This window comes from Streptomyces sp. NPDC104202 (assembly GCF_055584185.1).
Genome location: NZ_JBVJMN010000006.1, coordinates 151,970 through 176,647, shown reverse-complemented (window position 1 = coordinate 176,647; position 24,678 = coordinate 151,970). Strand labels below are relative to the sequence as shown.

Annotated in this window: 21 protein-coding genes; 8 read left to right on the top strand and 13 right to left on the bottom strand. The window is 75.0% G+C overall.

Going from position 1 to position 24,678, the window contains the following annotated elements; translation table 11 throughout:
- The first annotated feature begins 63 nt into the window (after nt 1–63).
- Nucleotides 64–780 (top strand): flavodoxin family protein, encoded by a 717-nt coding sequence (locus tag ACZ60W_RS06675; protein ID WP_469754266.1) that lies wholly within the window; start codon nt 64–66, stop codon nt 778–780.
- Nucleotides 781–792: 12 nt separating this feature from the next.
- On the opposite strand, the gene ACZ60W_RS06670 is transcribed toward ACZ60W_RS06675, so the two are convergent.
- Nucleotides 793–1,248, bottom strand: coding sequence for a hypothetical protein (locus ACZ60W_RS06670; protein WP_469754265.1), 456 nt, complete (start codon nt 1,246–1,248; stop codon nt 793–795).
- 309 nt (nt 1,249–1,557) lie between these two features.
- Here ACZ60W_RS06670 and ACZ60W_RS06665 point away from each other — a divergent pair, with 309 nt between their 5' ends.
- Nucleotides 1,558–2,829: a VWA domain-containing protein gene (locus ACZ60W_RS06665; RefSeq protein ID WP_469754264.1), complete on the top strand. Its 1,272-nt coding sequence runs from the start codon at nt 1,558–1,560 to the stop codon at nt 2,827–2,829.
- Entirely contained in the window at nt 2,829–3,668 is an 840-nt protein-coding gene (locus ACZ60W_RS06660) for a hypothetical protein (RefSeq protein WP_469754263.1), read from the top strand. The genes ACZ60W_RS06665 and ACZ60W_RS06660 overlap by 1 nt, the downstream gene beginning before the upstream one ends.
- Before the next feature lie 68 nt (nt 3,669–3,736).
- Here ACZ60W_RS06660 and ACZ60W_RS06655 read toward each other — a convergent pair whose 3' ends face one another.
- The gene (locus ACZ60W_RS06655) at nt 3,737–4,972 is read right to left on the bottom strand and encodes an MFS transporter (RefSeq protein WP_469754262.1); all 1,236 of its coding nucleotides are present in this window, start codon (nt 4,970–4,972) and stop codon (nt 3,737–3,739) included.
- 62 nt (nt 4,973–5,034) lie between these two features.
- On the opposite strand from ACZ60W_RS06655, the gene ACZ60W_RS06650 reads away from it, so the two are divergent.
- Entirely contained in the window at nt 5,035–5,409 is a 375-nt protein-coding gene (locus ACZ60W_RS06650; RefSeq protein WP_469754261.1) for a MerR family transcriptional regulator, read from the top strand.
- Between the two features lie 121 nt (nt 5,410–5,530).
- Here the strand turns inward: ACZ60W_RS06650 and ACZ60W_RS06645 are convergent, their stop codons facing one another.
- The 4 genes from ACZ60W_RS06645 to ACZ60W_RS06630 form a co-directional block, all read right to left on the bottom strand.
- Nucleotides 5,531–5,962, bottom strand: a complete 432-nt coding sequence (locus ACZ60W_RS06645; RefSeq protein WP_469754293.1) for a MarR family winged helix-turn-helix transcriptional regulator — start codon at nt 5,960–5,962, stop codon at nt 5,531–5,533.
- Nucleotides 5,963–6,041: 79 nt separating this feature from the next.
- Nucleotides 6,042–6,521 (bottom strand): (2Fe-2S)-binding protein, encoded by a 480-nt coding sequence (locus tag ACZ60W_RS06640; protein ID WP_469754260.1) that lies wholly within the window; start codon nt 6,519–6,521, stop codon nt 6,042–6,044.
- A 14-nt stretch (nt 6,522–6,535) separates the two neighbouring features.
- On the bottom strand, nt 6,536–8,833 hold the full coding sequence (locus tag ACZ60W_RS06635) for a xanthine dehydrogenase family protein molybdopterin-binding subunit (RefSeq protein WP_469754292.1): 2,298 nt from the start codon (nt 8,831–8,833) through the stop codon (nt 6,536–6,538).
- Nucleotides 8,834–9,243: 410 nt separating this feature from the next.
- Nucleotides 9,244–9,528 carry a hypothetical protein gene (locus tag ACZ60W_RS06630; protein ID WP_469754259.1) on the bottom strand — a complete coding sequence of 95 codons (285 nt, stop codon included), beginning with the start codon at nt 9,526–9,528 and terminating at the stop codon, nt 9,244–9,246.
- 169 nt (nt 9,529–9,697) lie between these two features.
- On the opposite strand from ACZ60W_RS06630, the gene ACZ60W_RS06625 reads away from it, so the two are divergent.
- Together ACZ60W_RS06625 and ACZ60W_RS06620 are read left to right on the top strand one after the other, a co-directional pair.
- Nucleotides 9,698–10,471, top strand: coding sequence for a type 1 glutamine amidotransferase (locus ACZ60W_RS06625; protein WP_469754258.1), 774 nt, complete (start codon nt 9,698–9,700; stop codon nt 10,469–10,471).
- 102 nt (nt 10,472–10,573) lie between these two features.
- Entirely contained in the window at nt 10,574–11,011 is a 438-nt protein-coding gene (locus tag ACZ60W_RS06620) for an OsmC family protein (protein WP_469754257.1), read from the top strand.
- Nucleotides 11,012–11,050: 39 nt separating this feature from the next.
- Here the strand turns inward: ACZ60W_RS06620 and ACZ60W_RS06615 are convergent, their stop codons facing one another.
- From ACZ60W_RS06615 to ACZ60W_RS06600, 4 genes are all read right to left on the bottom strand, one after another.
- Nucleotides 11,051–11,743 (bottom strand): RraA family protein, encoded by a 693-nt coding sequence (locus ACZ60W_RS06615; RefSeq protein ID WP_469754256.1) that lies wholly within the window; start codon nt 11,741–11,743, stop codon nt 11,051–11,053.
- A 259-nt stretch (nt 11,744–12,002) separates the two neighbouring features.
- Nucleotides 12,003–14,231, bottom strand: coding sequence for a sulfatase-like hydrolase/transferase (locus tag ACZ60W_RS06610; RefSeq protein ID WP_469754255.1), 2,229 nt, complete (start codon nt 14,229–14,231; stop codon nt 12,003–12,005).
- Between the two features lie 286 nt (nt 14,232–14,517).
- On the bottom strand, nt 14,518–15,960 hold the full coding sequence (locus tag ACZ60W_RS06605; RefSeq protein WP_469754254.1) for a carboxylesterase/lipase family protein: 1,443 nt from the start codon (nt 15,958–15,960) through the stop codon (nt 14,518–14,520).
- A 68-nt stretch (nt 15,961–16,028) separates the two neighbouring features.
- The gene (locus ACZ60W_RS06600; RefSeq protein ID WP_469754253.1) at nt 16,029–17,504 is read right to left on the bottom strand and encodes an MFS transporter; all 1,476 of its coding nucleotides are present in this window, start codon (nt 17,502–17,504) and stop codon (nt 16,029–16,031) included.
- A gap of 130 nt (nt 17,505–17,634) precedes the next feature.
- Between ACZ60W_RS06600 and ACZ60W_RS06595 the strand changes: the two genes are divergently transcribed.
- Complete coding sequence (locus ACZ60W_RS06595) at nt 17,635–18,606, top strand: LysR family transcriptional regulator (protein ID WP_469754252.1); 972 nt, start codon at nt 17,635–17,637, stop codon at nt 18,604–18,606.
- A gap of 294 nt (nt 18,607–18,900) precedes the next feature.
- A complete protein-coding gene (locus ACZ60W_RS06590; RefSeq protein WP_469754251.1) occupies nt 18,901–20,112 on the top strand; it encodes a serine hydrolase domain-containing protein in 1,212 nt (403 codons plus the stop codon).
- A gap of 74 nt (nt 20,113–20,186) precedes the next feature.
- On the opposite strand, the gene ACZ60W_RS06585 is transcribed toward ACZ60W_RS06590, so the two are convergent.
- The 3 genes from ACZ60W_RS06585 to ACZ60W_RS06575 all read right to left on the bottom strand — a co-directional run bounded on the left by ACZ60W_RS06585 (nt 20,187) and on the right by ACZ60W_RS06575 (nt 24,643).
- A complete protein-coding gene (locus ACZ60W_RS06585) occupies nt 20,187–21,350 on the bottom strand; it encodes a GNAT family N-acetyltransferase (RefSeq protein ID WP_469754250.1) in 1,164 nt (387 codons plus the stop codon).
- Between the two features lie 129 nt (nt 21,351–21,479).
- Complete coding sequence (locus tag ACZ60W_RS06580; RefSeq protein WP_469754249.1) at nt 21,480–23,828, bottom strand: arylsulfatase; 2,349 nt, start codon at nt 23,826–23,828, stop codon at nt 21,480–21,482.
- Nucleotides 23,825–24,643: a formylglycine-generating enzyme family protein gene (locus tag ACZ60W_RS06575; RefSeq protein WP_469754291.1), complete on the bottom strand. Its 819-nt coding sequence runs from the start codon at nt 24,641–24,643 to the stop codon at nt 23,825–23,827. The genes ACZ60W_RS06580 and ACZ60W_RS06575 overlap by 4 nt, the downstream gene beginning before the upstream one ends.
- Between the last annotated feature and the right edge of the window lie 35 nt (nt 24,644–24,678).

The window sequence follows — 24,678 nt, the reverse complement described above, 5'->3', positions numbered from 1 at the left end:
CGACGTCGGCAGCCGGGCGTGGCGGGCCGTCCGACCGCCCGCTCGTTCCCCAGGGATGCCTCGATGACCGACAACGGCCCGTCCTACCGCGATCTCCGCGCGCTGGTGATCAACTGCACGCTCAAGCGGTCGCCGGAGCGCAGCCACACCCAGGGGCTGATCGACATCAGCACCGGGATCATGGAGCGCCAGGGGGTGCGGGTCGACGTGGTCAGGGCGGTGGACGTCGACATCGCGACCGGTGTGTGGCCGGACATGACCGAACACGGGTGGGAGACGGACGAGTGGCCGGTGCTCTACTCGCAGGTGATGGCCGCCGACATCCTGACCCTGGCGGGGCCCGTGTGGCTGGGTGACAACTCCTCGGTCATGAAGAAGGTGATCGAGCGCCTGTACGCCTGCTCGTCGATCCTCAACGAGCAGGGCCAGTACGCCTACTACGGCCGTGTGGGCGGCTGTCTGATCACCGGCAACGAGGACGGCGCCAAGCACTGCGCGATGAACGTCCTCTACAGCCTCCAGCACCTCGGCTACGTGATCCCGCCCCAGGCGGACGCGGGCTGGGTCGGCCCGGCCGGCCCGGGACCGTCGTACCTCGACCCCGGCTCGGGCGGTCCGGAGAACGACTTCACCAACCGCAACGCGACCTTCATGACCTGGAACCAGCTCCACCTGGCCCGCCTGCTCAAGGACGCCGGCGGCATCCCCGCCCACGGCAACCAGCGCTCCGAGTGGGACGCCGGCTGCCGCTTCGACTTCGAGAACCCCGAGCACCGTTGACCCGTCACGGGCTCAACGGCTCCGGTACATGCCGACCGTGAAACTGACCTTCTTGCCGCTGTGGTAGTCGGTGCTGTCCCACACCGAGAGGTGGGACCGGTCCTTCAACCGCAGGTGCAGCACCTCGTCGGCGTCGCTCCAGTTGTATCCGACGAACTGGAAGTTCGGCTCGGGGCTGTCGCCCATCCTCCTCTTCCCCCAGCTGCAGATGTGCGTCGCGTCGTGCTCGCAGACGGACCATGCCTTCGCGTACAGGTGGCAGTCCTCCCCCTGCCACACGTCGATGCGCTTCAGCCTGGCGTCGGACGAGCGCCACGTCCCGTTGAACGGGCTGGCGGAGCACGAGGCGACCGCCTTCTTCGTCGAGGTGACGGTGAGCACCACCGAGAGGGAGAGCGTCAGGGCGGCCGTCAGGATCACGGCCATGATCCGGCGGAGGGGAATGCGGGCAGAAGAGAGCTGTGTCATCGTGCACCTCCGGTGGCGTGCCGCGGCGCGGGGGCATCCGCCCCGTCGCCATACGACGCGCCGTCCCCCTGATTCGGCTGAACGCCACCCCTGCGGGCCCGGATCGCTGCGCCCGTTGCTCCCTGTACCTTCCAGACCAACACCCCGCATTCCTGATCGCAAGTCGGGGACCGCCGACCGGTCACCGGCGGCGACGACGGCGCCGGGCGCCGGGCGACGAAGGGCCTCCGCGGCCTTGCGCACGCGCAGGATCCGTCAACGGCCGGACGTGATTTGGGATTGTCGGAGAATCATCAATACGATCCGGCGATGATCACGAGAAAACGGCTGGCGACCGGGGCCTGCGCGCTGCTCGCCGCCCTGAGCGTCGCGCTGCTGCCGACGGGCGCGGCCGCCGACGAACCGGCGAAGGAATCCCCCAAGGTCGAGCTGGTCCTCGACGTCAGCGGCTCCATGCGGGCCAAGGACATCGACGGCACGTCGCGCATGGCCGCGGCCAAGCAGGCCTTCAACGAGGTCCTGGACGCCGTGCCCGAGGAGGTCAGGCTCGGCATCCGCACCCTGGGCGCCGACTACCCCGGGCAGGACCGCAAGCGGGGCTGCAAGGACACCCGGCAGCTGTACCCGGTGGGACCGCTCGACCGCACCGAGGCCAAGGCGGCCGTGGCGACGCTCGCCCCGACCGGCTGGACCCCGATCGGGCCGGCGCTGCTCGGCGCCGCCGACGACCTCGGCGAGGACGGGGCGACCAAGCGGATCGTGCTCATCACCGACGGCGAGGACACCTGCGCCCCGCTCGACCCCTGCCAGGTGGCCCGGGAGATCGCGGCCAAGGGCATCCACCTCGTCATCGACACCCTCGGCCTCGTGCCGGACGCCAAGACCCGGCAGCAGCTCACCTGCATCGCGGAGGCCACCGGAGGCACGTACACCTCCGTCCACCGCACCGAGGACCTCTCGCGCCGCGTCCGCCAGCTGGTCGACCGCGCGGCCGACCCGGTCGTCACGCCGGTGGCCACCCGCGGCACGCCGCGCTGCCCCGACGCCCCGCAGCTCAAGCCCGGTCTGTACACGGACCGCGAGTCCTTCGGCGAGCACCGCTGGTACAAGGTGGACCTGCTGCCCGGCCAGGAACTGCGGGCCTCCGTCAGCGTCTCCGCCGACCGGGCCGTCAACGACGACTACGGCGTGCTGCTGCGGGCGGTCACCCTCCACGGCCGCGAGATAGTCCGTGGCTCCGAGGCGGGCGACGGCCGGACGGACGTCGTCTCCACGGGCCTGCGCTACCCCAAGCCCGACCTCGACGACGGCCCCGGAGACGCCAAGCCGGCCGCCGAGACGGTCTGTCTGCAGGTCAGCAACTCCTTCTCCGCTCCCCCGTCGGTGAAGACCACGCCGGGCATGCCCATCGAGCTGACGGTGGACGTCGTCGACGGCCCGTCGAGCGCCTCGGACGTGGCCTCCTTCGGTCTGGGCCGCGGCTGGTGGCTGCTCGGCGTGCTGGTGCTCGTCGGCTTCCTGGCCGGTCTGGTCTGGGGCTGGCTGTCCCGCTGGCGCTTCGCTGTCTGGAGGACCCACTGATGCGCACCGTACGCATGCTCGCCACGGCCGCCCTCGCGGGCGTCGCCCTCCTCGGTCTCGCGGCTCCGGCCGCCGTGGCCGACTCCCCGTCCGCCACGGCCGACCCGAGCGCGAGCGCCGGTCCGGACGGGGGCCCCACGGAGGCCGGGACCACGTTCCGCACCGCCGCCCGCTTCCTGCCGGGCCAGCGGGCGACCGCGCAGGCCGCCTCGGGTGACTACCTGTACTGGGTCTTCCCCGCGGACACCGGCCAGCGGCCCACCGTCCGGGCCACCGTCACGCTGCCCGAAGCGGCGCTGCGGCACGGCGCCGCGACCTGGCGGATCGACGTCTACGACGGCCTGCGGCGGCGCCAGCCGTGCATGTACGGCATGCAGGCCCGCACGGCGGCGAAGGACGCCACGACCACCGAGCTCGCCTGTGTGCTGCGCCCGGTCCGGGCCTCGGCCGACGCGTGGGCGAACGACCCGCTGCCCGGCAGCTACTTCGTGCGGCTGACGGTGACCGGACTGCCCGACGAGGACCTCGGGCAGCCGTTCACGGCCGCCGTGGGGGTCGACGTGCTCGACAAGGGCGGCGCCTACGCCACCGACGGTTCGCTGGGCGCGCCCCTGGTGCCGGGGGCGACCACCGCCGACCAGGCGAAGGCGGACGAGGACGCCGGCCGGCGCACGGTGGTCGACGCGGCCGCCCCGGAGGACGGCTGGTCCTCCGGCTGGTGGTCGGACCGCTGGCTCTGGACGGCGGCGGGCGCGGTCCTCGCCGCGCTCGCCGGCATCGGCGGCTACGTGCTGACGCGCGGCTCGGGCCGCCCGTCCCGCGTCCCGCCGGCCGTCTGACGCTCCGGTGACCCGGCGCGGGCCCCCACCGTCCGGCGGTGGGGGCCCGCGCCCGTTCGACGCGGGCCTCACGCGGCCGAACGCCGGGCGGGGAAGCCGTGGGCGCGGGCGCCCGCGACGACGGCCACCACCGGGACGAGCAGGAGGAGGACGCTCCCCGGAAGGGCGCCGGCGCCCAGGAGGTCGAGGAGGAGGCCGCCCGCGAGGCCGCCGGCCGCCATCGCCGCGTTCCAGAGGCTGACCAGGATCGTCTGGGCGGTGTCGGCGGCGTCCCCGCCCGCGTCCGCGACGGCCGTCTGCAGCAGGGTCGGCGCCCCGCCCCAGCCCAGGCCCCACAGCGCGGCGGCGATGGGGACGAGGGCGGTCCGCCCGGCCGGTACGGCGAGGGCCGCGGCCGCGGCGGCGACGAGGAGCGTCCCGCCGAGGGCGAGGGCCCGCAGCCGGCGGTCGATGTGACGCCCGGTCACCCAGATCCCGACGAGGGAGGCGGCGCCGAAGACCAGCAGGACGAGCCCCGTGGAGCCGCCCCGGCCGATGTGGCCGAGATAGGCGGCGACGTAGGTGTACAGCACGGTGTGGGCCAGGACGAGGGTGAAGGTGACGGCGAGCACCGGCAGGACGCCGGGCACCCGCAGGGTCCGGGCGGCCCGGGCGCGGGAGCCGCGCGGCTCGCCGGGCAGGTCGGGGACGGCGAGCGCGATCCAGCCGAGGAGACCGGCGGCGATCACGGTCATCGCGGCGAAGGCGCTCCGCCAGCCGACGGCCGCGCCGAGGAAGGTCCCGGCGGGGACGCCGAGGGAGAGCGCGAGCGGGATGCCGGTCATCGCGACGGCGACCGCGCGGCCCTGGAGGTGGGCGGGGGCGAGGCGGCGGGCGTAGCCGGCCAGCAGGGCCCAGGCGACTCCCGCCGCGACTCCGGCGAGGAACCGGGCGCCGAGGGTGAGGGCGTACGAGGAGGAGGCGGCGGTGACAGTGTTCGCGACGGCGAAGCCGGCGACGGAGGCGAGCAGGACCCGCTTGCGGCTCCGGCCGGCGGTGCGGGCGGCCAGCGGGATGGCGGTGAGGGCCGTGCCGAGGGCGTAGACGGTGACCGTCTGGCCCGTCGCGGCCTCGCCGACGCCCAGGCCGGCGCTCATGCCGGGCAGGACGCCGGCCGGGAGGGTCTCCGTGAGGCTGGTGACGAAGACGGCGGTCGCGAGGGCGAGCAGGGCGGGGAGCGGCAACCGGCCTGCGGGCGGGCGGAGTCGGTCGTCGGGGGCCGCGGGTGCGCACCGGCCGGACGACGCTGTCGTGTCGTGGCTCATGTCCGTATGCTCGAACCCTCACATCGATGTGAGGGTCAAGCGATTCCCGGGAGGGGCTCCCCATGCGGATCGGCGAGCTGTCGGAGCGCACCGGAACACCGCGCAGGCTCCTTCGCTACTACGAGGAGCAGGGCCTCATCGTCGCGGACCGGCTGCCGAACGGCTACCGCGTCTACGACGGTGCGAACGTGGACCGGGTGATGCAGATCCGCGGGCTGCTCGACGCGGGGCTGCCGACGCGGATCATCAAGCAGATCCTGCCGTGCCTGGACAAGCCGAGGATCATCCACTTCCCCGACGCGACCCCGGAGATGCTGGCGACCCTGGAGGACGAACGCGACCGGATGACCGAGCGGATCCGCTGTCTGACCCGCAACCGGGACGCGGTGGCGGAGTACCTGGACGCGGTACGGGAGACGCGGGCGGCCGGCTCGTAGGCACGGCGGTCCGGCCGGCTGCCGGGGCACCCGTCCGTCCCCCGCTCCCGTCCGGTCCCTGATTCCTCCCCCGCCCTCGCGCACCGCCGCACGGGCTTCCCCGACGGCGGTGGCGGCGGGCTCAGGCCGGGTCGACGAAGACGACGGGCACCGCGTTGTCCCGGAGGACGCGGCCGAGCAGGCCCGCGAGCTGCTCGCGTTCGTCGGCCGAGAGCCCGGCGGGCAGCTCGTCGATCCGGCGGCAGGTCTCGGTGTAGAAGTCCTCGGCGACCCGCTGCCCCTCCTCGGTGAGCGCGACCCGCACGGCCCGCCGGTCCTCCGGGTCGGGCTCGCGCCGGACGAAGCCGAGGCGGGAAGTGCGGTCCACCAGTCCCGTCAGGCTGGACTTGGCGAGTCCGAGCGTCGTGCCGAGCTCGCCCATCCCGGACGGGCTCGGCATCAGCACGCAGAGCAACTGCCCCTGCTGCGGCGTCAGTCCATAGGCGCGGCCGGCGTCTGCGTAGACCGCGTTCACCAGGAACGCGCCGCGCACCAGGGCGGTCACCACGCCCATCTTCCCGCCATCGTCCTTCGCCATGCGAACAGAATACCTTCGTGACACGAACCGAATCCCGGCGCGTCACGCACCGCGGTCACTCCATCCGCCGGGCGCCTTCCAGCACGGCCTGCCGGATGCGGTGGTAGGTGCCGCACCGGCAGATGTTCCGGATGGCGTCCAGGTCGGCCTCGGTGACCTCGCGGCCGGCCTCCCGCGCCCGGCGGACGGTGGCCACCGCCGTCATGATCTGGCCCGGCTGGCAGTAGCCGCACTGGGCGACGTCGAGGTCGAGCCAGGCGTCCTGCATCGGGTGCAGGTCGCGCCCCACCGTGTCCGGGAGGCCCTCGATGGTGGTGACCTCGTCGGTCGGCATGAGGTCCTCGACGGGCACGGCGCAGGGCTGGAACGCCCTGCCGTTGAGGTGGCTCGTGCAGGCCCGGCAGACGCCGACCCCGCAGCCGTACTTGGGGCCGGTCACGCCGAGGACGTCCCGGAGGACCCACAGGAGCCGGACGTCGCCCTCGACGTCGGCGGTGACGGCCTTGCCGTTCAGGATGAAGGTGTGCTGCGGCACGGGGACTCCGGCTCTCAGACGGTGCGGTCGCGGCCGTCGGTCGGCGAGGCCGGGACGGGCGGGACGGTGGGCAGTGGAGTGAAGGCGAGCGGCTCGCCGTGGTTGACGGGGAACACCGTCGGCATCGTGCCGGTCGCCCGGCCGTAGGCGCAGGCGACGGCGGCCATGGTCCCGGCCACCGCCAGCTCCCCCGCGCCTCCCGGCTCCTCGCCCGTGGGGGGCATCACGATGATCTCCAGCTCGGGCGGGGTGTTCCACTGCCGGGTGTAGAAGTACTGGTCCCAGCTGCCTTCCAGGAAGTGCCCGTCGCGCAGGTGGAGGCCGGAGGTCAGGGTGATCGCGATGCCGTCGGCGATCCCGCCCATCATCTGGGCCTCCAGGCCGCGCGGGTTGACCGCGAGCCCGACGTCGACGGCGCAGACCACCTTCGTCACCCGCGGTCCGGTGTACCCGGCGGGCACCTTCCGCCCGACGGTCGCCGGGCGGCAGTCGATCTCGGCGAGGATCGCGACCGCCGAGTGGTACTCGGTGTGGACGGCGATCCCCTGGCCCGTCCCGGCCGCCATGCTCCGGCCCCACTCCCCCACCTGGGCCACCTTGTCGAGGACCGCACGGGCGCGGGCGTCCTTCACGAGGCGCCGCCGCAGCGCGTACGCGTCCTGGCCCGTCCTCCGGGCCAGTTCGTCCATGACCAGCTCCTGGGCGCAGCGCACGTTGGGCGAGTAGATGTTCCGCATCGACCCGGTGTTGAAGCCCTGGTCGGTCTCGGCGAGCAGCTGGGTCGTGACCCCGAGGTGGTACGGGCTGATCTGGGTGAGCTGGAACATCGTCTCCGAGAACGTCGCGTCGGCGACCGGGAGCCGGGCCGCCTCCGCCGTGAGGACCTCGCCGACGCCGTGCCCGAAGTCGGTGGCGACGGAGGTGTGCCGCTGCTCGTACGTCAGGACCTCGCCGAGGGAGTACGTGGCGCGCACCCGCGACGTGGACATCGGGTGCGTACGGCCCTGACGGAAGTCGTCGGTGCGGTGCCACATGAGCTTGACGGGCTTCCCCAGGGCCCGGGAGATCTCGACGGCCTCGTGGGCGGCGTCGGCGAACAGCTTCCGGCCGAAGGAGCCGCCGCCCTCGGTGACGTGCACGCGGACGGCCGACGGCGGCAGACCGAGCGTGAGGGCGATCTTCTCCTGGGCGACGATCGGTGCCTTGAGCGAGGCCCACACCTCGGCGGAGTCCGCGCGGACGTCCGCGATCGCGCAGTTGGTCTCCAAGGCCGCGTTGCTGGCGAAGTGGAAGGTGAAGCGGGCGTCGACGGCCTTCGTCAGCAGCGGCAGGGCCGGGACGACCAGCGGCAGTTCGGCCCTCCGCAGCTTCTCCAGGACGGTGGCGTCGGAGGCGCCGTCGGCGGTCCCCGGACCCCAGGTGACGACCAGGGCCCGCACGGCGTCCACGCACTGGCCGAAGGTGCGGGCGCGGACGGCGACGCCGGTGGAGACGGTGGCGACGTCGGTGACGCCCGGCATCGCCCGGACCTCGGCGAGGTTGGCCACCGACCGGACCGTGCCGTTGAGGGTGGGCGGGCGGCACACCATCGTGGGCAGCGCGTCCGGGATCCGCAGGTCCATGGCGAACTTCTTGCGGCCGGTCACGGCGGCCAGCGCGTCCACCCGCCGCTGCCCGGTGCCGACGACGCGGAACCGGGCCGGGTCCTTCAGGGTCACCTCGACCGCCGTGTCGGCGGTCGCGGCCGCCCTCGCGGCGAGCTCGCCGTAGCCGAGGACCGCTCCGGCCGGGGAGAGGACGGCACCGGCCTTCGTCGTGAGGGTCGTGACGGCCTCGCCGAGCACGAGGGAGGCGGCGTGCAGAAGGCGGCCCCGGGCGATCGCGGCGGCCACCCGGATCGGGGTGTAGGTGGAGTACGTGGTGTTGGAACCGCCGGTCAGCTGGTTGAAGAGCAGCTCGGGCCGTGCGTCGGCGAGGGTCACCACGACCTTGTCGAGCGGGAGGTCGAGCTCCTCCGCCACGATCATGGCACTGGAGGTGGTGACGCCCTGGCCGACCTCGGCGCGGGGCAGCGCGAAGTGGGCCCTGCCGTCCGCCTCGATCCGGATCGTGATCAGGTGCGCGGTGGGCAGCGCGGCGAGCGTCAGCAGCTCGTTCAGGTCCAGGAGTTCGGCCGGCCCCGGCAGCGACGGCACGAGCGCCGGGGCGGCGGCCCGCGCCTGCCGGGGCGCCACGGCCTCGGCGCCGAGCTGCGCGGCCACGGTCAGCGTCGGCGCGGCGAGGACGTACCCGAGGAAGCGACGCCGGGCCATCCGGGCGTCCCGTGCCTCCGCCCCGGTGCCGTGGCCGCCGGTGCCGTCCTCGGCGGCTCCACGCCGCGACCCGCCCCCGGTCCCGCCGCCGTGTCCGTCCCGTCCGGGGTCCCGCCGCGCCATACGGTGTGCCTTTCGACAAGTCCCGGACCTCTGCCGCCGGGCCCGCTCAGAGGGGATGATCATCGCTCATCCGAGGGACGCCCGGGGGCCGTTCGGTCAGGGCGGAACACGTGGAGGAATCGTGGCGCCGCCGTGATGACCGACGCCGCACCCCCGCCGCTCCCCCGGCCTCCTCTCCGCCCACCTCGCGGCGGCGGGCCTCACGAAGACGGCCCGTAGGGAATCGTCCACCCACGACGAGGCGGCTCCGCCCGCGCCCGGCCTCGGGGGTGGGCGCAAACCCCCGGCTACGGCGCCGGGACCGGGCGGGGGGTGGTGCGGGGGCGGCGGAGGGGGCGGGCGCGGCGGGAGCGGTTGCCGAGGCGGGTGGCGCTGGAGCGGAGGTGGGCGCGGGAGAGGCGGGCGCGCTGGCCGCCGCCGGCGATGAGGGCGTTGACGGAGACCATGGGGTCGCCGCCGACGGACCGCGCGAGGAGCGCGCCGAGCACCAGGGGGGCGAGGGCGACCGCGAGGGCGGTGCCGGTGGTGGTGACGTGCTGGAGGGGGCGGGTGCGCGGGGCGTCGGTGGTCATGAACCCAGTTCACCAGCGGTCGGGCGGCGGCGTATCGGCCGACGTACTCAGGGCGTTGCGGCGGGGTACTCAGTCGGGGGCGGGGGGGTCCCGCGACGGCGTTTCTTCGGAGATCCTCGGGCGAACGGACCGGGACGGCCGGGGACGACCGCGGAGGGACACACCATCCATGAGGACCGAGACTGCGACCACGAGGGCGCCCGCCGTTCTGGTGGTCGAGCACGAGCGGGAGGCCGGTGCCGGGCTCGTCGGGGCGCGGCTGGCGGCGGGCGGGGTGCGGCTGGACGTCGTGCGGTGCTGGCGGGGCGAGGGCCTGCCGGAGTCGCTGCGGGACCACGCCGGGCTGCTGGTCCTCGGCGGGGCGGCGAACTGCGAGGACGACGTGGCCGCGCCGTGGCTTCCGCGGGTGCGCGGGCTCGTGCGGGAGGCGGTGGCGGACGAGGTGCCGTTGCTGGGGATATGCCTGGGCGGCCAGATTCTCGCCCACGCGCTCGGCGGGTCCGTGGCCCGGCGGCCGTGGGGGCCCGAGGTGGGCGCGGTGCCGCTGCGCCGGCTGCCCGCGGCGGCGGCGGACCCGGTGTTCGGAGGGGTGCCGGACGGCGCGCTCGCCGCGCAGTGGCACTGGGACCAGATGGTCCGTCTGCCGTCCGGCGCCGTGCCGCTGCTGACCGGTGACGACTGCCCGTTCCAGGCGTTCCGTGTCGGGGGCGTCGGCTGGGGCGTGCAGTTCCACCCCGAGGTCGACGCGGGGACGGTGGCCGAGTGGGCGGCGGTCGACGGGGAGGAGGTCCGGCGGGCGGGCGGCTCTCCGGAGGCCGCGGTGGCGTCGGTGCGGGAGGCGGAGCCGGGACTGCGCGCGGTCTGGGGGGCGGTGGCGGAGGCGTGGGGCGCCGTGGTGCGGTCGCGTGTCGGTGCGGCGGCCGGGCGGGAGCGCGGATACTGACGGGGCCGCCGCGCGCGTCCGGCGTGTCCGCCCGGTGGGGCGGGGGCCGTGGGGTCGCGCGGCGGTCGACCGTACCGTACGAGCAGGAGGAGCAGCGTCGTCATGGCCGACTACCGGATCGAGACCGTCCGCACCGGGTACCGCAACTGGACCGCCCGCAACGACCGGGGTGCCGAGGTGCGGATGGCCGCCGACGACGACGCGGACGCCCAGCCGTCGTTCACGCCGGTCGAGCTGCTGCTCGCGGCGATGGGCGGCTGCGGCGGGCTGGTCGTGGACCGGACGGCGCGCGCGGTCGACCACGACGACCTGAGGATCGTGGTCGAGTCCGTGTCGGGGCCGGAGGACGACGGCCGGGTGGGGCGCATCCGCGTCAGCTACGAGTTCGAGCTGCCGGACGACAACCCGCGCGCGGCGGAGGTGTTCGCGCGCGGGGTGCGCCTGACCCACGAGAAGTTCTGCACGGTGAGCCGGACCGTGGAGCACGGCGCGCGGGTCGAGGCGATCCTCCCGGACGGCACGGTCGGCTTCGAGGGCTGAACCGTCCCGCAGGACGGCCGGGCCCGGCCCCGGGACCGGTCACTCCTCGATCGCACCGCCGATCCGGCGCAGGTGCCGCCGGAAGGTGTACGAGGGGTCCTCGGCGCGGCCCTTCAGGTAGTCGTCGAACCTGGTCTGCGCGCGCAGGGTCTCGCCGGACCTGATGCGGCGGGCCTGTTCCCGTTCGGTGCGGTGGATGCCCCGGGCGGTGTCCAGGACGGCGTCCGCGCGGTCGGCGGCGACGAAGAGCACGCCGTCGTCGTCGCCGAAGACGAGGTCGCCGGCGCTCACCTCGTGCGCGCCGCAGCGGGCCGTGCGGAGCGCGTCCGGTTCCCGCGGGTCGAGGCGGACGGGGCCGGGCGCGTACCGCCCGGACGAGAAGACGGGCAGGCCGATCTCGACGAGGTCCGGGGTGTCCCGGTGGAGGCCCCAGACGACGACCCCGGACACGCCCGCCGCCCCGGCCTCCAGGACGGCAAGGTCTCCGATGCACGCCTCGTCGTCGCGTCCGCCGTTGTCGATGACGAGGACGTCGCCGGGGGCGGCGTGGGTGAACGCCTCCAGGAAGACGTCCACGCTTCCGTAGTGCCGGACGGGCAGCACCCGTCCGGCGACGCGCTGTCCGGGGACGACGGGCAGGATGCCGGGCGGGGCGGCGCGCAGCGGTTCGCCGAGCCGGACGCACGCGTCGGCGATCAGGGGGGTGGCGACTCCGGCGGGGTCGTTCGGCATCGGCGTTCCGTTCCGTGGGGAGGGATGCGGCTCTCCCCACCTCATCGCATCGCCGGGCCGCGCGGGCCGTGATGCCGGAAACCGCCGCCGTCGATCCGCTCGACCGGGGGACGGAACGGCGGACGACGCCGAGCCGCGGTCCCGCTCTCCCCCCGGCTCTCGGACCGGTTTGTCGGTCCGCCTTCTCGGACTGCTCTCTCGGACTGCTCTCTCGGTCCGCCTTCTCGGATTGCTCTCTCGGACTGCTCTCTCGGTCCCGCTATCGGACCGTGACGCGGGCCAGGGCCCAGGAGGTGTGGTCGAAGGAGGTCCTGGCGTCGGCGTCCGAGACCTCCAGGCGCAGGACGCGGACGCCTCGGACGTCGACGTCGACCGGGACGGGGCCGCCGGCGGCGGTCAGGGTGGGGGTGGTGAACAGGACGCGGTCGTCGCCGAGGACGGTCGCACGGGTGGCGCCGAGGGCGCTCTGGCGGGCGGAGAAGTCGTCGATGCCGACGAGTGCGGTGAACCGGACCCCCGCGCCGCCGAGATGGAAGGCGACGTCGCTGTACGCGTGGACGCCGAGGCCCTTGGCGTACGTGGTGCCGCCGAAGGAGATCGGGGTGCCGTCGCCGGCGGCGTTCCTGCCGTTGGAGGTGTCGCGTTCGACGGGCCCCCAGCCGTTCACGGCGCGGAGCCAGGGCAGGTCGGAGAGGTGGCTGTCGCGGGTGGGCGCCGGGGGCGGGATGGTGACGGTGCCGTCGGCGGCGTACCGGACGGGGCCGCCGGGGGCGAGGGCCGTGCCCTCGGCGGTCAGCGTCCAGGGGGTGAGCGCCGGGGTGCCGGCGGGCGCGGTGACCTGCCACGTGGCGGTGAGCCGGGCGCCGGCGGCGAGCTGCGCCGCGGTGTCGGCGGTGGCGGCGCGGACGGTCCAGCCGCTCGGCGCGCGGAGCCTCACGGCGGCCGAACTCCAGCTTCTGGAGGACCCGTTGGCGAGCTCGGCCGTGACGGTGATGGGCTGCCCGGGCACGGCGAGCGGCGGCACGGTCAGCGTCGTTCCGAACGAGACGCGCGGGTAGCTCTCCTTCCAGGAGGAGCGCATCAGGGCGACGAGTTCGGCGACGCGGGCGGGATGGCGGGCCGCGAGGTCGGAGGTCTCGCCGACATCGGTGGCCAGGTCGTACAGCTCGACCTGCCACTGGTCGTCGGGGAGGGCGTGGTCGCGGACGGGAGCGAAGCGGACCGCCTTCCAGCGGCCCTTGCGGAGCGCCTCGGCGAGCCAGGTGGAGCGCTGCCGGTCCTGGGCGGCCGCACGGCCGGTGACACCGCGCTCGTCGCGGTACCAGTACAGGTGGTCGTGGAGGGCGGCGGTCCCGCCGCCGGTGAGGAGGGGCGCGGCCGAGAGGCCGTCCACGTCGGACGGGGCGGGGGCGCCGCCGAGTTCGGCGAGGGTGGGGAGCAGGTCGGTCAGCGGGGTGGGGCGGTCGCTCGTCCCGGGCCGCACCCGGCCGGGGCCCCAGGCGACGAGGGGCACGCGGACCCCGCCCTCGTAGAGGTTGCGCTTGTAGCCGCGCAGCGGGCCGTTGGCGTCGAACCGGTCCGGGTCGACGCCACCCTCCTCGTGCGGGCCGTTGTCGCTGGTGACGAGGACGACCGTGTCGTCCGCGAGGCCGAGGGCGCGAAGCCGGTCGACGACGTCGCCGACGAGGGAGTCGAAGAGGCTCACCTGGGCGGCGTGCCCCTTGTCGGCGGCGCTCCAGGGCCGCGTCGCGTAGCCGCCGGTGCCAGGGACGTCGCTGGGCGCGTGCGGGACGGTCGGGGTGAGCAGCAGGAGGAACGGTTCGGCGGCGTGGCGGTCGAGGAAGTCGAGGGCCTTGGCGCGCAGCAGGTCCGGCGCGTAGACACCCTTGGCTCCGCCCTCGTTGCCGGGGACGGGCTCCTTCACGCCGTTGTGCCAGAGGTACGCCGGGTAGTACTGGTGGGCGTGCCCGTGGTCGATGTAGCCGTGGAACTCCTCGAAGCCGCGGGCGGTGGGGTGGCTGTCCTGATCGGCGCTCTCCGGGCCGAAGCCCCATTTGCCGATGACGCCGGTGCGGTAGCCGCGGGCCCTGAGCACCTGGGCGAAGGTGGTGTCGGCGGCGGTGAGGGAGCCCTGCGCCCCGGACGGGTTGGCGCGTACCGTGGCGTGGCCGGTGTGCAGCCCCGTGAGGAGCGAGCAGCGGGAGGGGGCGCAGACGGCCGCGGTGGAGTACGCGTCGGTGAACCGGAGTCCCTCGGCGGCGAGTCCGTCGACGCGCGGAGTGGCGATGAGCCGTTGTCCGTACGCGCCGAGTTCGCCGCGGCCGAGGTCGTCGGCGAGCACCACGACCAGGTTCGGCGGCCGGGTCGTGTCGGCGGGCACCGCCGCCCCGGCCGGCGCGGCCAGGGGCCCGGCGGCGCCCGTGGCGGGTACGGCGCCGAGGCCGAGCGTGGCGGCCGACCCGGCGAGGAAGGTGCGGCGACTGGACATGGCGGGGCTCCTCGGGGCGGCGCGGATCGACGGCGTGTCACGGGCCTCCGGAACGCCGCCGGTGCCACGGTGCCGGCACCGGCCGCGGCGCGCGGTCGTCACCGGTCGTCGCGGACGCGGTCGGCGGTCGCATCACGCGACCACCGTCGGTCGTCGCGTGCGACCGCCGTCGGTCCGGGTGCTCGGTCGATCATCGTGGCGCCCGGACCGGCGGACCATGCACGGGGCATGAAGATCCTGTGACACGGGCGCGGGGGTGCCCCCCGTGCCCGCCCCGCTCCCCCGGTCAGTCGAGCCAGAGTGCGCGGACCCGGCGCACGGGGTCCTCGGCGATCCGGGGCTTGGCGTCCCAGACCATCGTGGCGCGCTCGCCGGCGGTGTAGGGCGGCCAGTCGGCGCCGGGGTCCTGGTCGGTGACGAAGGCGACCCAGGCGCGGTGCAGGGCGTCCGCGAGGGCGCGCGGCGGCGCGTCGCCGGCGGCCTCCCGGACCCCTTCGGCGTCGAGGAGGTCGAAGGCGAAGGGCAGGTCGAGGCAGTGGAAGGCCAGCCCGGTGACGGGCGAGCGCCAGGTGAACTCGTAGAGCCAGGTGGGCCGTCCGCGGGCGGCGCGGGCGTCCGCGACGGCGAGGTTGGGGGCGCGGAAGGTGGCATCGGTCAGGGCCTGGCCGAAGAGGAGGGCCTCGCCGCCCTCGGCGTACGCCTCGGCGAAGGCGCCGGCGCGGGCGGGGTCGAGCCCCAGGCCGCCGAGCAGGAGGGGCAGCGGCGGCGCCTCGGGGCCGGGCGACGGGATCATCGTGAACTCGTGCTCGGTGAAGCCGAGCATCAGCGGCACGTCGGCGCCCGCGTCGCCCTCCGTCAGGGCGTCGCGCACCGGCACGGGGATGAGCTCGCCGTCCGCGAAGGGGGCCAGGGCCAGCATCGGGGGGAGGCCCTCGCGGTCCGGGCCGGGCGCCCCGAGGCGGTCCTGGAGGTCGAGCAGGGCGTCGTCGTCGAGGTCGCGCAGGGCCGCGGCGGTGGCCGGCACCCCGGTGCGGGAGGTGAAGAGCCGGGCCGCGGCACGGGCCACCTCGGGGCCGTCGGGGCGCAGGACGGCGCCGGAGACGGAGAGCGCGCCCCGGAACAGGCCCCGGGCCGCCGGGACGGCCAGGAGGGTCTGGACGGCGCCGCCGCCCGCCGACTGGCCGGCGACGGTGACCTTGGCGGGGTCGCCGCCGAAGGCCGCGATGTTGTCCCTGACCCACTCCAGGGCGGCGATCCAGTCCCGCACGCCGCGGTTGTCGGGGGCGTCCTCCAGGTGGAGGAAGCCCTCGATGCCGAGGCGGTAGCCGAGGGACACGACGACGACGCCGTCGCGGTTGAAGGCGGCCCCGTCGTACCAGGGACTGGCGGCCGAGCCCGCGACGTAGCCGCCGCCGTGGATCCAGACGAGGACCGGGAGGCCCGCGGCGGGGGCGGGGTCGGGGGTGAAGACGTTGAGGTTGAGGACGCCGGCGCCCGGGACGGAGGGCTCGGGGATGGTGGTCACCTCGGCGAAGGGTCGGCGCTGGGCCGTCGGTCCGTACGCGGTGGCGTCCAGCGGCTCCGACCACGGCTCCGGCGGCGCGGGCGCGGCGAACCGCAGCTCGCCCACGGGCGCCTGGGCGTACGGGATGCCGAGGAAGCGGTGGCTGCCGTCGGCACGGCGCTCACCGCGGACGGGCCCGAGGGCGGTGGTGACGGTGGTGCTCATGGGGTGCTGCTCCTTCTGCACGGGGCGCCCCGGGGCCGGGAAGACCCGGGGGCCGGAAAAGGAGCCTGTCACCGGCTGATGACACGTGTCAATCCCTGGTCTTCACCCTCCGCCGCGCGGAGCCGGGACCCGCTCGGAAGGAGCAGCGGGGTCGCCAGGAGCAGGAGTCCCGCGAGCGCGATCGCCGGTCGCGGCCCGAGGACGCCTCCGAGTACGCCCCACAGTGCGGTGAGGCCCGCCACGGACGCCTTGGCCGTCACCGACCAGGCGGTCAGCGTCCGGGCCACGCGGTCGGTCGCGGTCAGGCCGAGACGGTGGGCCGACAACACCGGGTTGAACACGCCCGCGCAGGTGATCAGCGCGAACTCCACGCCCATGACCAGGAGCAGCCCGGAGACGCCGGGATGGACGAAGGCCAGACCGACGGGCCAGCAGACCCGCAGCACGCCCGCCACCCGCAGCACCCGGTGCCGCCCGTACCGCTCCGCCAGCGGGCGCGCCAGCCGCGAGCCCAGCAGGCCCCCGAGGCAGGGCACGGCGAAGGCGAGGCCGTACTGCCACGGGGCGAACCCCAGCGGCCCCAGCATCAGCACGGCCAGCAGGGGCGCGGTCGCCATGATCAGCCCGTTGACCAGCACCGTGTTGAGGAACAGCGGTCGCAGCAGCGGATGCCCGAGGAGGTGGCGCCACCCTTCGACGAGCTCTCCGGCGCGGAACCGCCGCCCACCCTGACCGGGGCGCGACGGCTGCCTCCCACGCACCACTCGCCCTGCCTGTGGCTCACGCCCCTCCGACACCTCCGGAATCTGCGGCACGTCCAGAACCTGCGGCACCTGCGCTCCCGGAACCTCCGGCACGTCCGGAACCTCCGGCACCTCCGACGGCCCGCGCGCCTCGGGCACCCCCGGCCCGCGCCGGCCCGTCCGCCCTGTCCGCCCCGTCCGCCCCTTCCGCACGGGGACTCGTTCGGCGCCCCGGATCGCACGGATGCCGGACGCCGAGAGCAGGTAGCTCACGGCGTCCACCAGCACCGTCGCGACCGGGCCGAGCAGGGCGAAGAGCGCGCCGCCCAGCGGCGGGCCGAGGACCGTCGCCGTCCAGGTCGTGGATTCGAACCGGGCACTGGCACGGACCAGGTCGCCGGGGCTCACCAGCGCCTTCAGACACGCGCCCGAGGCCGCGCCGAAGGCGATGTCGGCCGAGGCGACGACGACGGAGACGACGAGGAGCTGGGCGAACCCGAGCCGGTCGAGCAGGAAGGCCGCGGCGACGCTCAGCATCGCCCCGCAGCGCACGAGGTCCATCGCGATCATCACCGGGCGCCTGCGCCGGAACTCCACCCAGGGCCCGAGCGGCACCGCGATCACGGCCCCCACCGCGGCGCCGACGGCGGCGAGGGCCGCGACCTCCGCCGCGCCCTTGTGGAGCACCGTGATCGCGAGGAGCGGCAAGGCATCGAAGGCGATCCAGGTGCCCAGGGTCCCGGCCGCGTACGCCGCCCAGAGCCGTCCGAAGTCCCGCCCCAGGGACGTACCGCCCGCCATGCCCGTACCCCTCTCGCCGACCGGTCCGACAACCGGATGTCGACCACCGCCATCCAAGCGAGAGCGGGAGAGCGAGATCAAACAACCGCGGCGGGGGCGGGCCACAACCACTGGTTGTTAGGCTGGCGGCGTGGACCTCGAAGCCGTACGCACCTTCCTCGCCGTCGTGGACGCGGGCCGGTTCCGGCCGGCGGCCGACGAACTGGGGATCACCCAGCAGGCCGTGTCCAAGCGCCTCGCCGCGCTGGAGAAGGAGCTCGGGGCGCTTCTGCTGACCCGCACCGCGCGTGGGGCGGTGCTCTCGATCGACGGACAGGCGTTCCTGCCCCACGCGCGCGCTCTCCTCCAGGCCGAGGCCCGCGCGGTCGCGTCCGTGCGGCCCGGCCGCCGCGCGCTCCGCGTCGACGTGCTCGGGCGGCGGCTCGCCCCCGCGGCCCTGCTCCAGGGCTTCCACCGGGCCCACCCGGACATCGACCTGGACGTCGTGACGCTCTTCGACGCCGACACCGCGGTCGCCGCCCTCCGCGCCGGCACCATCGACGCCTCCTTCCGGGCCGTCACCCGGCCCGGCACCCGGCTCCCCGAGGGCATCGAGGCCGTACCGGCCCTGGACGAGCCGCTCCAGCTCCTCACCGGACCCGCGCACGCGCTCGCCGCTGCCCGGGAGGTGACGCCCGCGGACCTCGTCGGCCACCGCGTCTGGGTGCCCGGCGTCGTCAGCGGGACGGAGTGGGCCGCCTACTACGCCGACCTCTCCGAGGCCTTCGGGCTCACCATCGAGGTGACCGGCCCCGACTTCGGTACCGAGCCGCTCCTCGACACCCTCGCGGACTCCCCCGAACTCGCCACCTTCATCGGCGCGCAGACCCGCCTGGTCTGGCCGGAGACCCACGGCCTGCGCCGCGTCCCCGTCCACGGCCCCACCCCCGTCTACCCGCACTCCTTCCTGTGGGCCGTGGCCAACCCGCACCCCGCGCTCGTCGCCCTCCGCGACCACCTCGCCACCACGGAACCCGACGCGCTCCCCGCCGCCCAGCGGGCACGCGCCGACACCTGGGCGCCGTCGTGGTCCCGGCCACGGGGACGGCGACCTGCCGCCTGAGGGGGCACCTCGTCGCTCGCGTCGTCGCGGCCGGGCAGCGGCGGGACGGCCATTCCGTACTCCTCCCGGAAGGGTCGGGCCGTCCTGCCGGGCCCGGACCGCGGCCGGGCGCGCGTACGCCCGCCGCCTCCGGCCACCGCCCCCGGCCAGGTCGTCGCGGCGGCCCGTCCGAGAGGCCGTGCGGGCTCCGAACGAGTGGAATCGGCGCACCGACGGTCCACCGGGAGGGCCCGGGGCGGCGGCGGGGTGGTGATGTGGCCCTCACCCTCCCCCACCTGGAAAAGGCGCCTCCCGATGCGACGTACCCCCCACCGACGACTGTTCGCCGCGACGTTGCTCGTGGCGTCCGTGCTGGCTCCGACGGCGGTCGCTCCCGCTCCGGCCGTCCACGCGGCGGAGGCCGGAGCGACGGCGGTCGCCCGCCACGACGACGATCCGCGGGGCGGGCTCGGGCCCGAGGTGACGGCGCGACTGGACAAGGCGATCGCCGAGGTCCGGAAGCAGGCGGCGATCCCGGGTGTGGTGGTCGGGGTGTGGATGCCGGGGAAGGGCAGGTACGTGCGTGCCACCGGCGTCGCGGACACCGCCACCGGCAGGCCGATGAGGGCCGACTCGTACGTGCGGATCGGCAGTGAGACGAAGACGTTCACCGTCACCGCGCTCCTGCAGCTGGTCGACGACGGCAGGGTCGGGCTCGACGACCCGATCGCAAAGTACGTCAGGGGCGTCCGCAACGGGCACCGGATCACGCTGCGGCACCTCGCGGAGATGCGCAGCGGTCTCTTCCCCTACACGTCGGACCCGGACTTCATCCACGACCTGCTGAGCGACCCGGAACGTGACTTCACCCCGGAGCAGGCGCTCGCGTACGGCATGAAGCACAAGAACACCTTCGCCCCGGGCACGCGGTTCGAGTACTGCAACTCCAATCTCGTGCTCCTCGGGCTGGTGATCGAGAAGGTCACCGGCCAGCCGCTCGGCAACGTGATCCGCAACCGGGTGCTGCGTCCCTCGCACCTGCGGCACACGCTCTTCCCGACGGACGCCGAGTTCCCGTCCCCGCATCCGCGGGGCTACACCGACCAGACCCTGAGCGGTGGCATCGCCGACGCCACGGACTGGAACCCCAGCTGGGCCTGGGCCGCCGGCGCGATGATCTCCGACCTCGAGGACCTGCGCCGCTGGGCACGGATCGTGGCCACCGGCGAGCTGCTCAGCCCGGAGACCCAGGCCCAGCGGCTCAGGACGTACCCGACCGGCTTCCCGGGCACGAACTACGGGCTCGGGATCTTCGAGACGGGCGGCTGGATCGGTCACAACGGCTCGATCCCGGGCTACGAGACCGTGACCGTCTACCTGCCGGCCCGCAAGGCCACGCTCGTGGTGATGATCAACACCGACGCCCGTCACGTGGCGGGCCAGGAGCCCTCCACGCTGCTCGCCCGGGCGATCACCCGCGTCATCACCCCGGACCACGTCTACGACGGCGGCGCCACCCCGCGCTGACCACACCCCCGGGGCGTGGCGCCCGGCCCCACGCCCCGGCCGCCACGCCCGTCCGCCGGTCTCCCCGTCGGGTCTCAGCCCGCCGGCTCCCCCGTCGCGAGCGCGAAGGAGAGCTGGGCGCCCAGCTCTTCGAAGCCCAGGGAGGCGGCGACCCGGCGGGAGGCAGGCGGCCGGGCGCGCCACTGGGGCAGCAGACCGGCGGCGAGGGCGTGGCCGACCGCCGCCGACGCCGCCGTCCGGGCGAGTCCGCGCCCCCGGGCGGCGGGCGCGGTCAGCACGCTGAGGTGGGCGGTACGGCAGGGCCAGAGCCGGTATCCGGCGGCCGCGACGACCTCGCCCCGCGCGCGGACCACGAAGGCCGGTGAGGTGAGGGCGTCGAGGGCGGCCTCCGCGGTGTCGTCCTCGCCCGCGGCCTCCTCCAGGGCGCGCACGGCCGGGTGCCGGCCCGGCAGCCGCTCGGTGGTCGGTGCGCCGGCGGCGGGGCGGAAGCGGTCCCTGTCGAGGTAGGCGAGCGTGGCGGGGCCGAGGACGTCCGCCACGGGCAGGACGTCGCGGATCGCCCCGGTCACGGCGGTCTCCGGCGGGAGGGCGTCCAGCGCGCGGCGCACCGCCGCGGCGGTGCGGGCGTCCGGGACGGTCACGAGCGCCGAACCGCCGAGGACGACGAGTCCGGCCCAGCCGGGGGGGCAGAGTCCCGAGACCGGGGAGACGACGACGCGGGCGCCGCCCGCGGGACCGAACGCGACCGGGACCCCGGCGAGGTTCTCCCAGACTCCGCGGGCCCGGTCGAGGAGGTGACGGCCCGCCATGTCCCGCTCCTGGACGGTGGGCTCGGGCACGGGTGTGGCTTGGTGGAAGTACAGGCGGAGGGGCGAGGTGTCGCCGGCCTCGGGGTGGCGGCGCCAGAGGGAGCTGCGGTAGGCGCGGCGGCCGTCGTGGACGGTGTCGTAGGTGAGGTGGACGATCCCGGGGGCGAGAAGGACGCCGGTGACGGGTCCGGGTGCGTAGGGGGAGCCGGCGGTGGTGCTGCCGGACAGGGCGGGGAGCGCGGCGAGCGTCTCGTCGAGGGTCCAGCGGCGGCCCGAGGCACCGATCTCGACGAACTCGGGGTCCAGCAGGAGTGCGGCGAGCGCGCGGGAGTCGCGTACGGCGGGGTCCATGAGGCGGAGTTCACCGGCGACGGCCTCGGCGACGTCGGGGTGGGCGCCGGTCGCCGACGGGGTGCGGTCGGGGTTCATGGGGGCATTGTGCCCGCGGGGGCGTGCCGGTGGGCGCCGGGATCTTCCCTGGTCCGCGCGGGGGCGCGCACGTCGCCCGGTCCGGGATTGCGCGGGACCGGGCGAGGTGCGGGGAAGGCGCCGGTGGGGCTACTCGAAGGCCGCCGCGGCCTTTTCGAGGGCGGCGGCCACGGTCTCCGGGGCGTCGGGGCCGGGGGCGCCGGGGCGGTAGGTGACGGACCGCAGCCGGCCGGTGAAGCGGAAGGAGCGGTGGCGTTCGTAGAGGGGCCAGGAGACGGGGGACTTGCGGTCCACGCCGACGCTGATGCCCTGGAAGGGGGCCATGCCGATGAGCTGGTGGACGCTGTCCGGAGCGGCGCGGTGCTCGCCGTCGACGGTGACGGTGAAGCGCCAGCGGAGCCCCTCCTCGGCCGTGGCGGAGAGGAGGACGGCGTGGGGTCCCGGGGTGAGGGGGCCCGCGTCGGTCTCGTGGAGGACGCCGTACTCGTTGTAGGCGAGGACGAGCCGTCCGTTCTCCACGTAGAGGCTGTAGCCGCCGCCCTGGTCACCGTGGGAGACGAGGACGCCCTCGCCGGTCTCGTCGACGGCCACGGCGATCTCGAAGGAGCGGAGCGAGACCAGCCGGGAGGAGCGGTAGCGCTCCAGTTCGGGGGTGCCGGGCAGCAGGGTGAGGGGGCGCGTGAGGCGCTGTTCGGCGGGGTTGCGGCGGGCGAGGGCGCCGCTGTGGTCGGGGAGCGGGAACACGCCGTTGCGCCAGGCGGCGTCCTCCCAGGCGGCCGCCAGCTCCTTGACGAGGTCGGGGTGTCGGGCGGCGAGGTCGTGGATCTCGGTGGGATCGGTGCGGATGTCGTACAGCGCCCATTCGGCGTCGTCGTACGGCGTTCCGGGCCGGTGGAGGGTGACGAGTTTGCGGCCGTCGCGGTAGTGGCTGCGGTTGCCGGTCATCTCGCAGTACTGCTCGGGGTGGGTGGAGTCGTGCGCGGGGTCGGCGAGGACGGGGGTGAAGTCGGTGCCGTCGGGGTCCTGGAGGGGGACGCCGCGGCGGGCCGCGGGGCGGGTGAGGCCGGCGAGCCGCAGGAGCGTGGGGGCGATGTCGGTGACGTACTGGTACTGGGGGCGCTGCCCGGTCCCGATCCGGCCGTCCCGGACGCCGTCGGGCCAGGAGAGGACGAAGGGGACGCGGACGCCGCCCGCGTAGGTGTGGCCCTTGTAGAGGCGGAAGGGGGTGTTGGAGGCCATGCCCCAGCCGCGCGGGTAGTGGACGAGGCTGCGGGGGCCGCCGATGAGGTCGTGCTCGCGGTCGACGTCGGGGTTCCAGTCGCCGGGGAGGCGGGGGTGGTGGACGAAGCGGCTGAAGTACGAACGGGTCCCTTCGGGGCCGCCCTCGCCGGTGCCGCCGTTGTCGGAGGTGAAGACGACGATGGTGTTGTCGAGTTCGCCGAGGGCGGCGAGGGTGTCGGTGAGCCGGCCGAGGTTCTGGTCGATGTTGTCGACGAGGGCGGCGTACACCTCCATGTAGCGGGCGTAGAGGCGCTGTCGGTCCTCGGTGAGGGTGTCCCAGGCGGGCACGTCCAGTCCCGCCTCGCTGTTGCGCGCGGGCAGTTCGGTGCCGGGAGGGAAGAGTCCGTCGGCGAGCTGGGCGGCGAAGCGCCGTTCGCGCAGGACGTCCCATCCCTCGTCGTAGCGGCCCCGGTGGCGGGCGATGTCCTCCGCCTTGGCCTGGAGGGGGCCGTGGACGGCGTTGTGGGCGAGGTAGAGGAAGAAGGGCTTGTCGGGGTCGTGGGCGCGGAGCGACGTGACCATGGCGATCGCCTGGTCGGTGATGTCGTCGGTGTAGTAGTAGTCGTCGGCGAACTCGTCGATGTCGAGGGGGCTGTTGTCCCGGACGAGCTGGTGCGGGTGGAAGAGGCTGGTGAGGCCCTCCAGGACGCCGTAGTACTGGTCGAAGCCCTTCTGCAGGGGCCAGTTGCCGCGGTGGTCGGCGGCGTTGGAGGCGGAGTCGCGGACGAGGTGCCACTTGCCGACGGCGTACGTGGCGTAGCCGGCGTCGTGGAGGAGTTCGGCGAGGGTGGGGATGTCGTCGGCGACCTCCATGCCGTACCCGGGAAAGCCGGGGTCGGAGTTGGCTACCATCGCGTAGCCGACGCGGTGCGGGTTGAGGCCGGTGAGCAGGGCGGCGCGGGCCGGGGAGCAGAGCGGCATGGTGTGGTAGTTGGTGAGCCGCACGCCGGCGTCGGCCAGGCCGTCGAGGACCGGGGTGGGGATCTCCGAGCCGAACGGGCCGATGTCGCTGAACCCCATGTCGTCGACGAGGACGACGACGATGTTGGGCGCCTTGGTGGGCGGGGTCGTAGGGGTGGGCCAGGCGGGCTCGGAGTCGGCGAAGGTGCGCCCGACGCGGCCGGCGAAGCCCTCGTAGGGGTCGCGGCGGGTGGGCGTGGACCGGGCGGCGGGGTCGCGCGGGGTGCCGGTGGTCATGCGGGGGCGGGTCCTTCCGGGAGGAGCGTGCGGGCGGTGCGGAAGCCGCCGTGGCCGGTCGAGGAGTCGGGGGTGTTGTGGGAGCGGGCGGCGACCCGGTAGCGGTTGCAGTAGGAGGCGTGGCAGAGGTACGAGCCGCCGCGGATGACGCGCTCCGCGGGGCCGTGGGAGTCGGCGCACCACTCCCAGACGTTGCCGGAGGTGTTGTGGAGGCCGTGGCCGTTGGGGGCGTACGCGGTGACGGGGACGGTGCCCGTGCGGCCGCCGGGCCGTGCGGAGCGGTGCGGGAAGTCGCCGGTCCAGATGTTGCACATCTCCTGCCCTCCGGGGGTGAGTTCGTCGCCCCAGGGGTAGCGCGCGCCGTCGAGTCCGCCGCGGGCGGCGTACTCCCATTCGGCCTCGGTGGGCAGCCGGACGCCCGCCCAGGCGCAGTAGGCCAGGGCGTCGTCGTGGGAGACGTGGACGACCGGGTGGTCGGCGCGGTCCCCGACGTCGGAGCCGGGGCCTTCGGGTGCCCGCCAGGAGGCGCCGGAGACGCCGAGCCACCACGGCGCCTGCGCCACCCGCCCGAGGACGTGGGCCTCGGCGTCGGGGTGGAGCAGGAGGTGGAAGACGAAGGAGGAGCCGAAGCGTTCGGCGTCGGTGCGGTGTCCGGTGGCCGCCACGAAGGCGGCGAAGCGGGCGTTGGTGACGGCGGTGGCGTCGATCGCGAACGGGGCGAGCGTCACCTCCCGTGCCGGGCCCTCGTGGTCGGCGGGGTAGCCCTCGTCGAAGGCGTCGCCCATGCGGAAGGTGCCGCCCGGCAGCTCGACCATGAGGTGGGGCGGCGGGGCGGCCGAGCGGACGGTGG

Bases quoted from the DNA above. Each gene is read 5' to 3' on its own strand.
- ACZ60W_RS06620 (WP_469754257.1), top strand. From the start codon at position 10,574: ATGGCCGACTACCGGATCGAGACCGTCCGCACCGGGTACCGCAACTGG.
- ACZ60W_RS06675 (WP_469754266.1), top strand. From the start codon at position 64: ATGACCGACAACGGCCCGTCCTACCGCGATCTCCGCGCGCTGGTGATC.
- ACZ60W_RS06575 (WP_469754291.1), bottom strand. From the start codon at position 24,643: ATGGTCGAGCTGCCGGGCGGCACCTTCCGCATGGGCGACGCCTTCGAC.
- ACZ60W_RS06635 (WP_469754292.1), bottom strand. From the start codon at position 8,833: ATGGCCCGGCGTCGCTTCCTCGGGTACGTCCTCGCCGCGCCGACGCTG.
- ACZ60W_RS06610 (WP_469754255.1), bottom strand. From the start codon at position 14,231: ATGTCCAGTCGCCGCACCTTCCTCGCCGGGTCGGCCGCCACGCTCGGC.
- ACZ60W_RS06600 (WP_469754253.1), bottom strand. From the start codon at position 17,504: ATGGCGGGCGGTACGTCCCTGGGGCGGGACTTCGGACGGCTCTGGGCG.
- ACZ60W_RS06625 (WP_469754258.1), top strand. From the start codon at position 9,698: ATGAGGACCGAGACTGCGACCACGAGGGCGCCCGCCGTTCTGGTGGTC.
- ACZ60W_RS06605 (WP_469754254.1), bottom strand. From the start codon at position 15,960: ATGAGCACCACCGTCACCACCGCCCTCGGGCCCGTCCGCGGTGAGCGC.
- ACZ60W_RS06665 (WP_469754264.1), top strand. From the start codon at position 1,558: ATGATCACGAGAAAACGGCTGGCGACCGGGGCCTGCGCGCTGCTCGCC.
- ACZ60W_RS06590 (WP_469754251.1), top strand. From the start codon at position 18,901: ATGCGACGTACCCCCCACCGACGACTGTTCGCCGCGACGTTGCTCGTG.
- ACZ60W_RS06660 (WP_469754263.1), top strand. From the start codon at position 2,829: ATGCGCACCGTACGCATGCTCGCCACGGCCGCCCTCGCGGGCGTCGCC.
- ACZ60W_RS06655 (WP_469754262.1), bottom strand. From the start codon at position 4,972: ATGAGCCACGACACGACAGCGTCGTCCGGCCGGTGCGCACCCGCGGCC.
- ACZ60W_RS06615 (WP_469754256.1), bottom strand. From the start codon at position 11,743: ATGCCGAACGACCCCGCCGGAGTCGCCACCCCCCTGATCGCCGACGCG.
- ACZ60W_RS06585 (WP_469754250.1), bottom strand. From the start codon at position 21,350: ATGAACCCCGACCGCACCCCGTCGGCGACCGGCGCCCACCCCGACGTC.
- ACZ60W_RS06670 (WP_469754265.1), bottom strand. From the start codon at position 1,248: ATGACACAGCTCTCTTCTGCCCGCATTCCCCTCCGCCGGATCATGGCC.
- ACZ60W_RS06650 (WP_469754261.1), top strand. From the start codon at position 5,035: ATGCGGATCGGCGAGCTGTCGGAGCGCACCGGAACACCGCGCAGGCTC.
- ACZ60W_RS06580 (WP_469754249.1), bottom strand. From the start codon at position 23,828: ATGACCACCGGCACCCCGCGCGACCCCGCCGCCCGGTCCACGCCCACC.
- ACZ60W_RS06645 (WP_469754293.1), bottom strand. From the start codon at position 5,962: ATGGGCGTGGTGACCGCCCTGGTGCGCGGCGCGTTCCTGGTGAACGCG.
- ACZ60W_RS06630 (WP_469754259.1), bottom strand. From the start codon at position 9,528: ATGACCACCGACGCCCCGCGCACCCGCCCCCTCCAGCACGTCACCACC.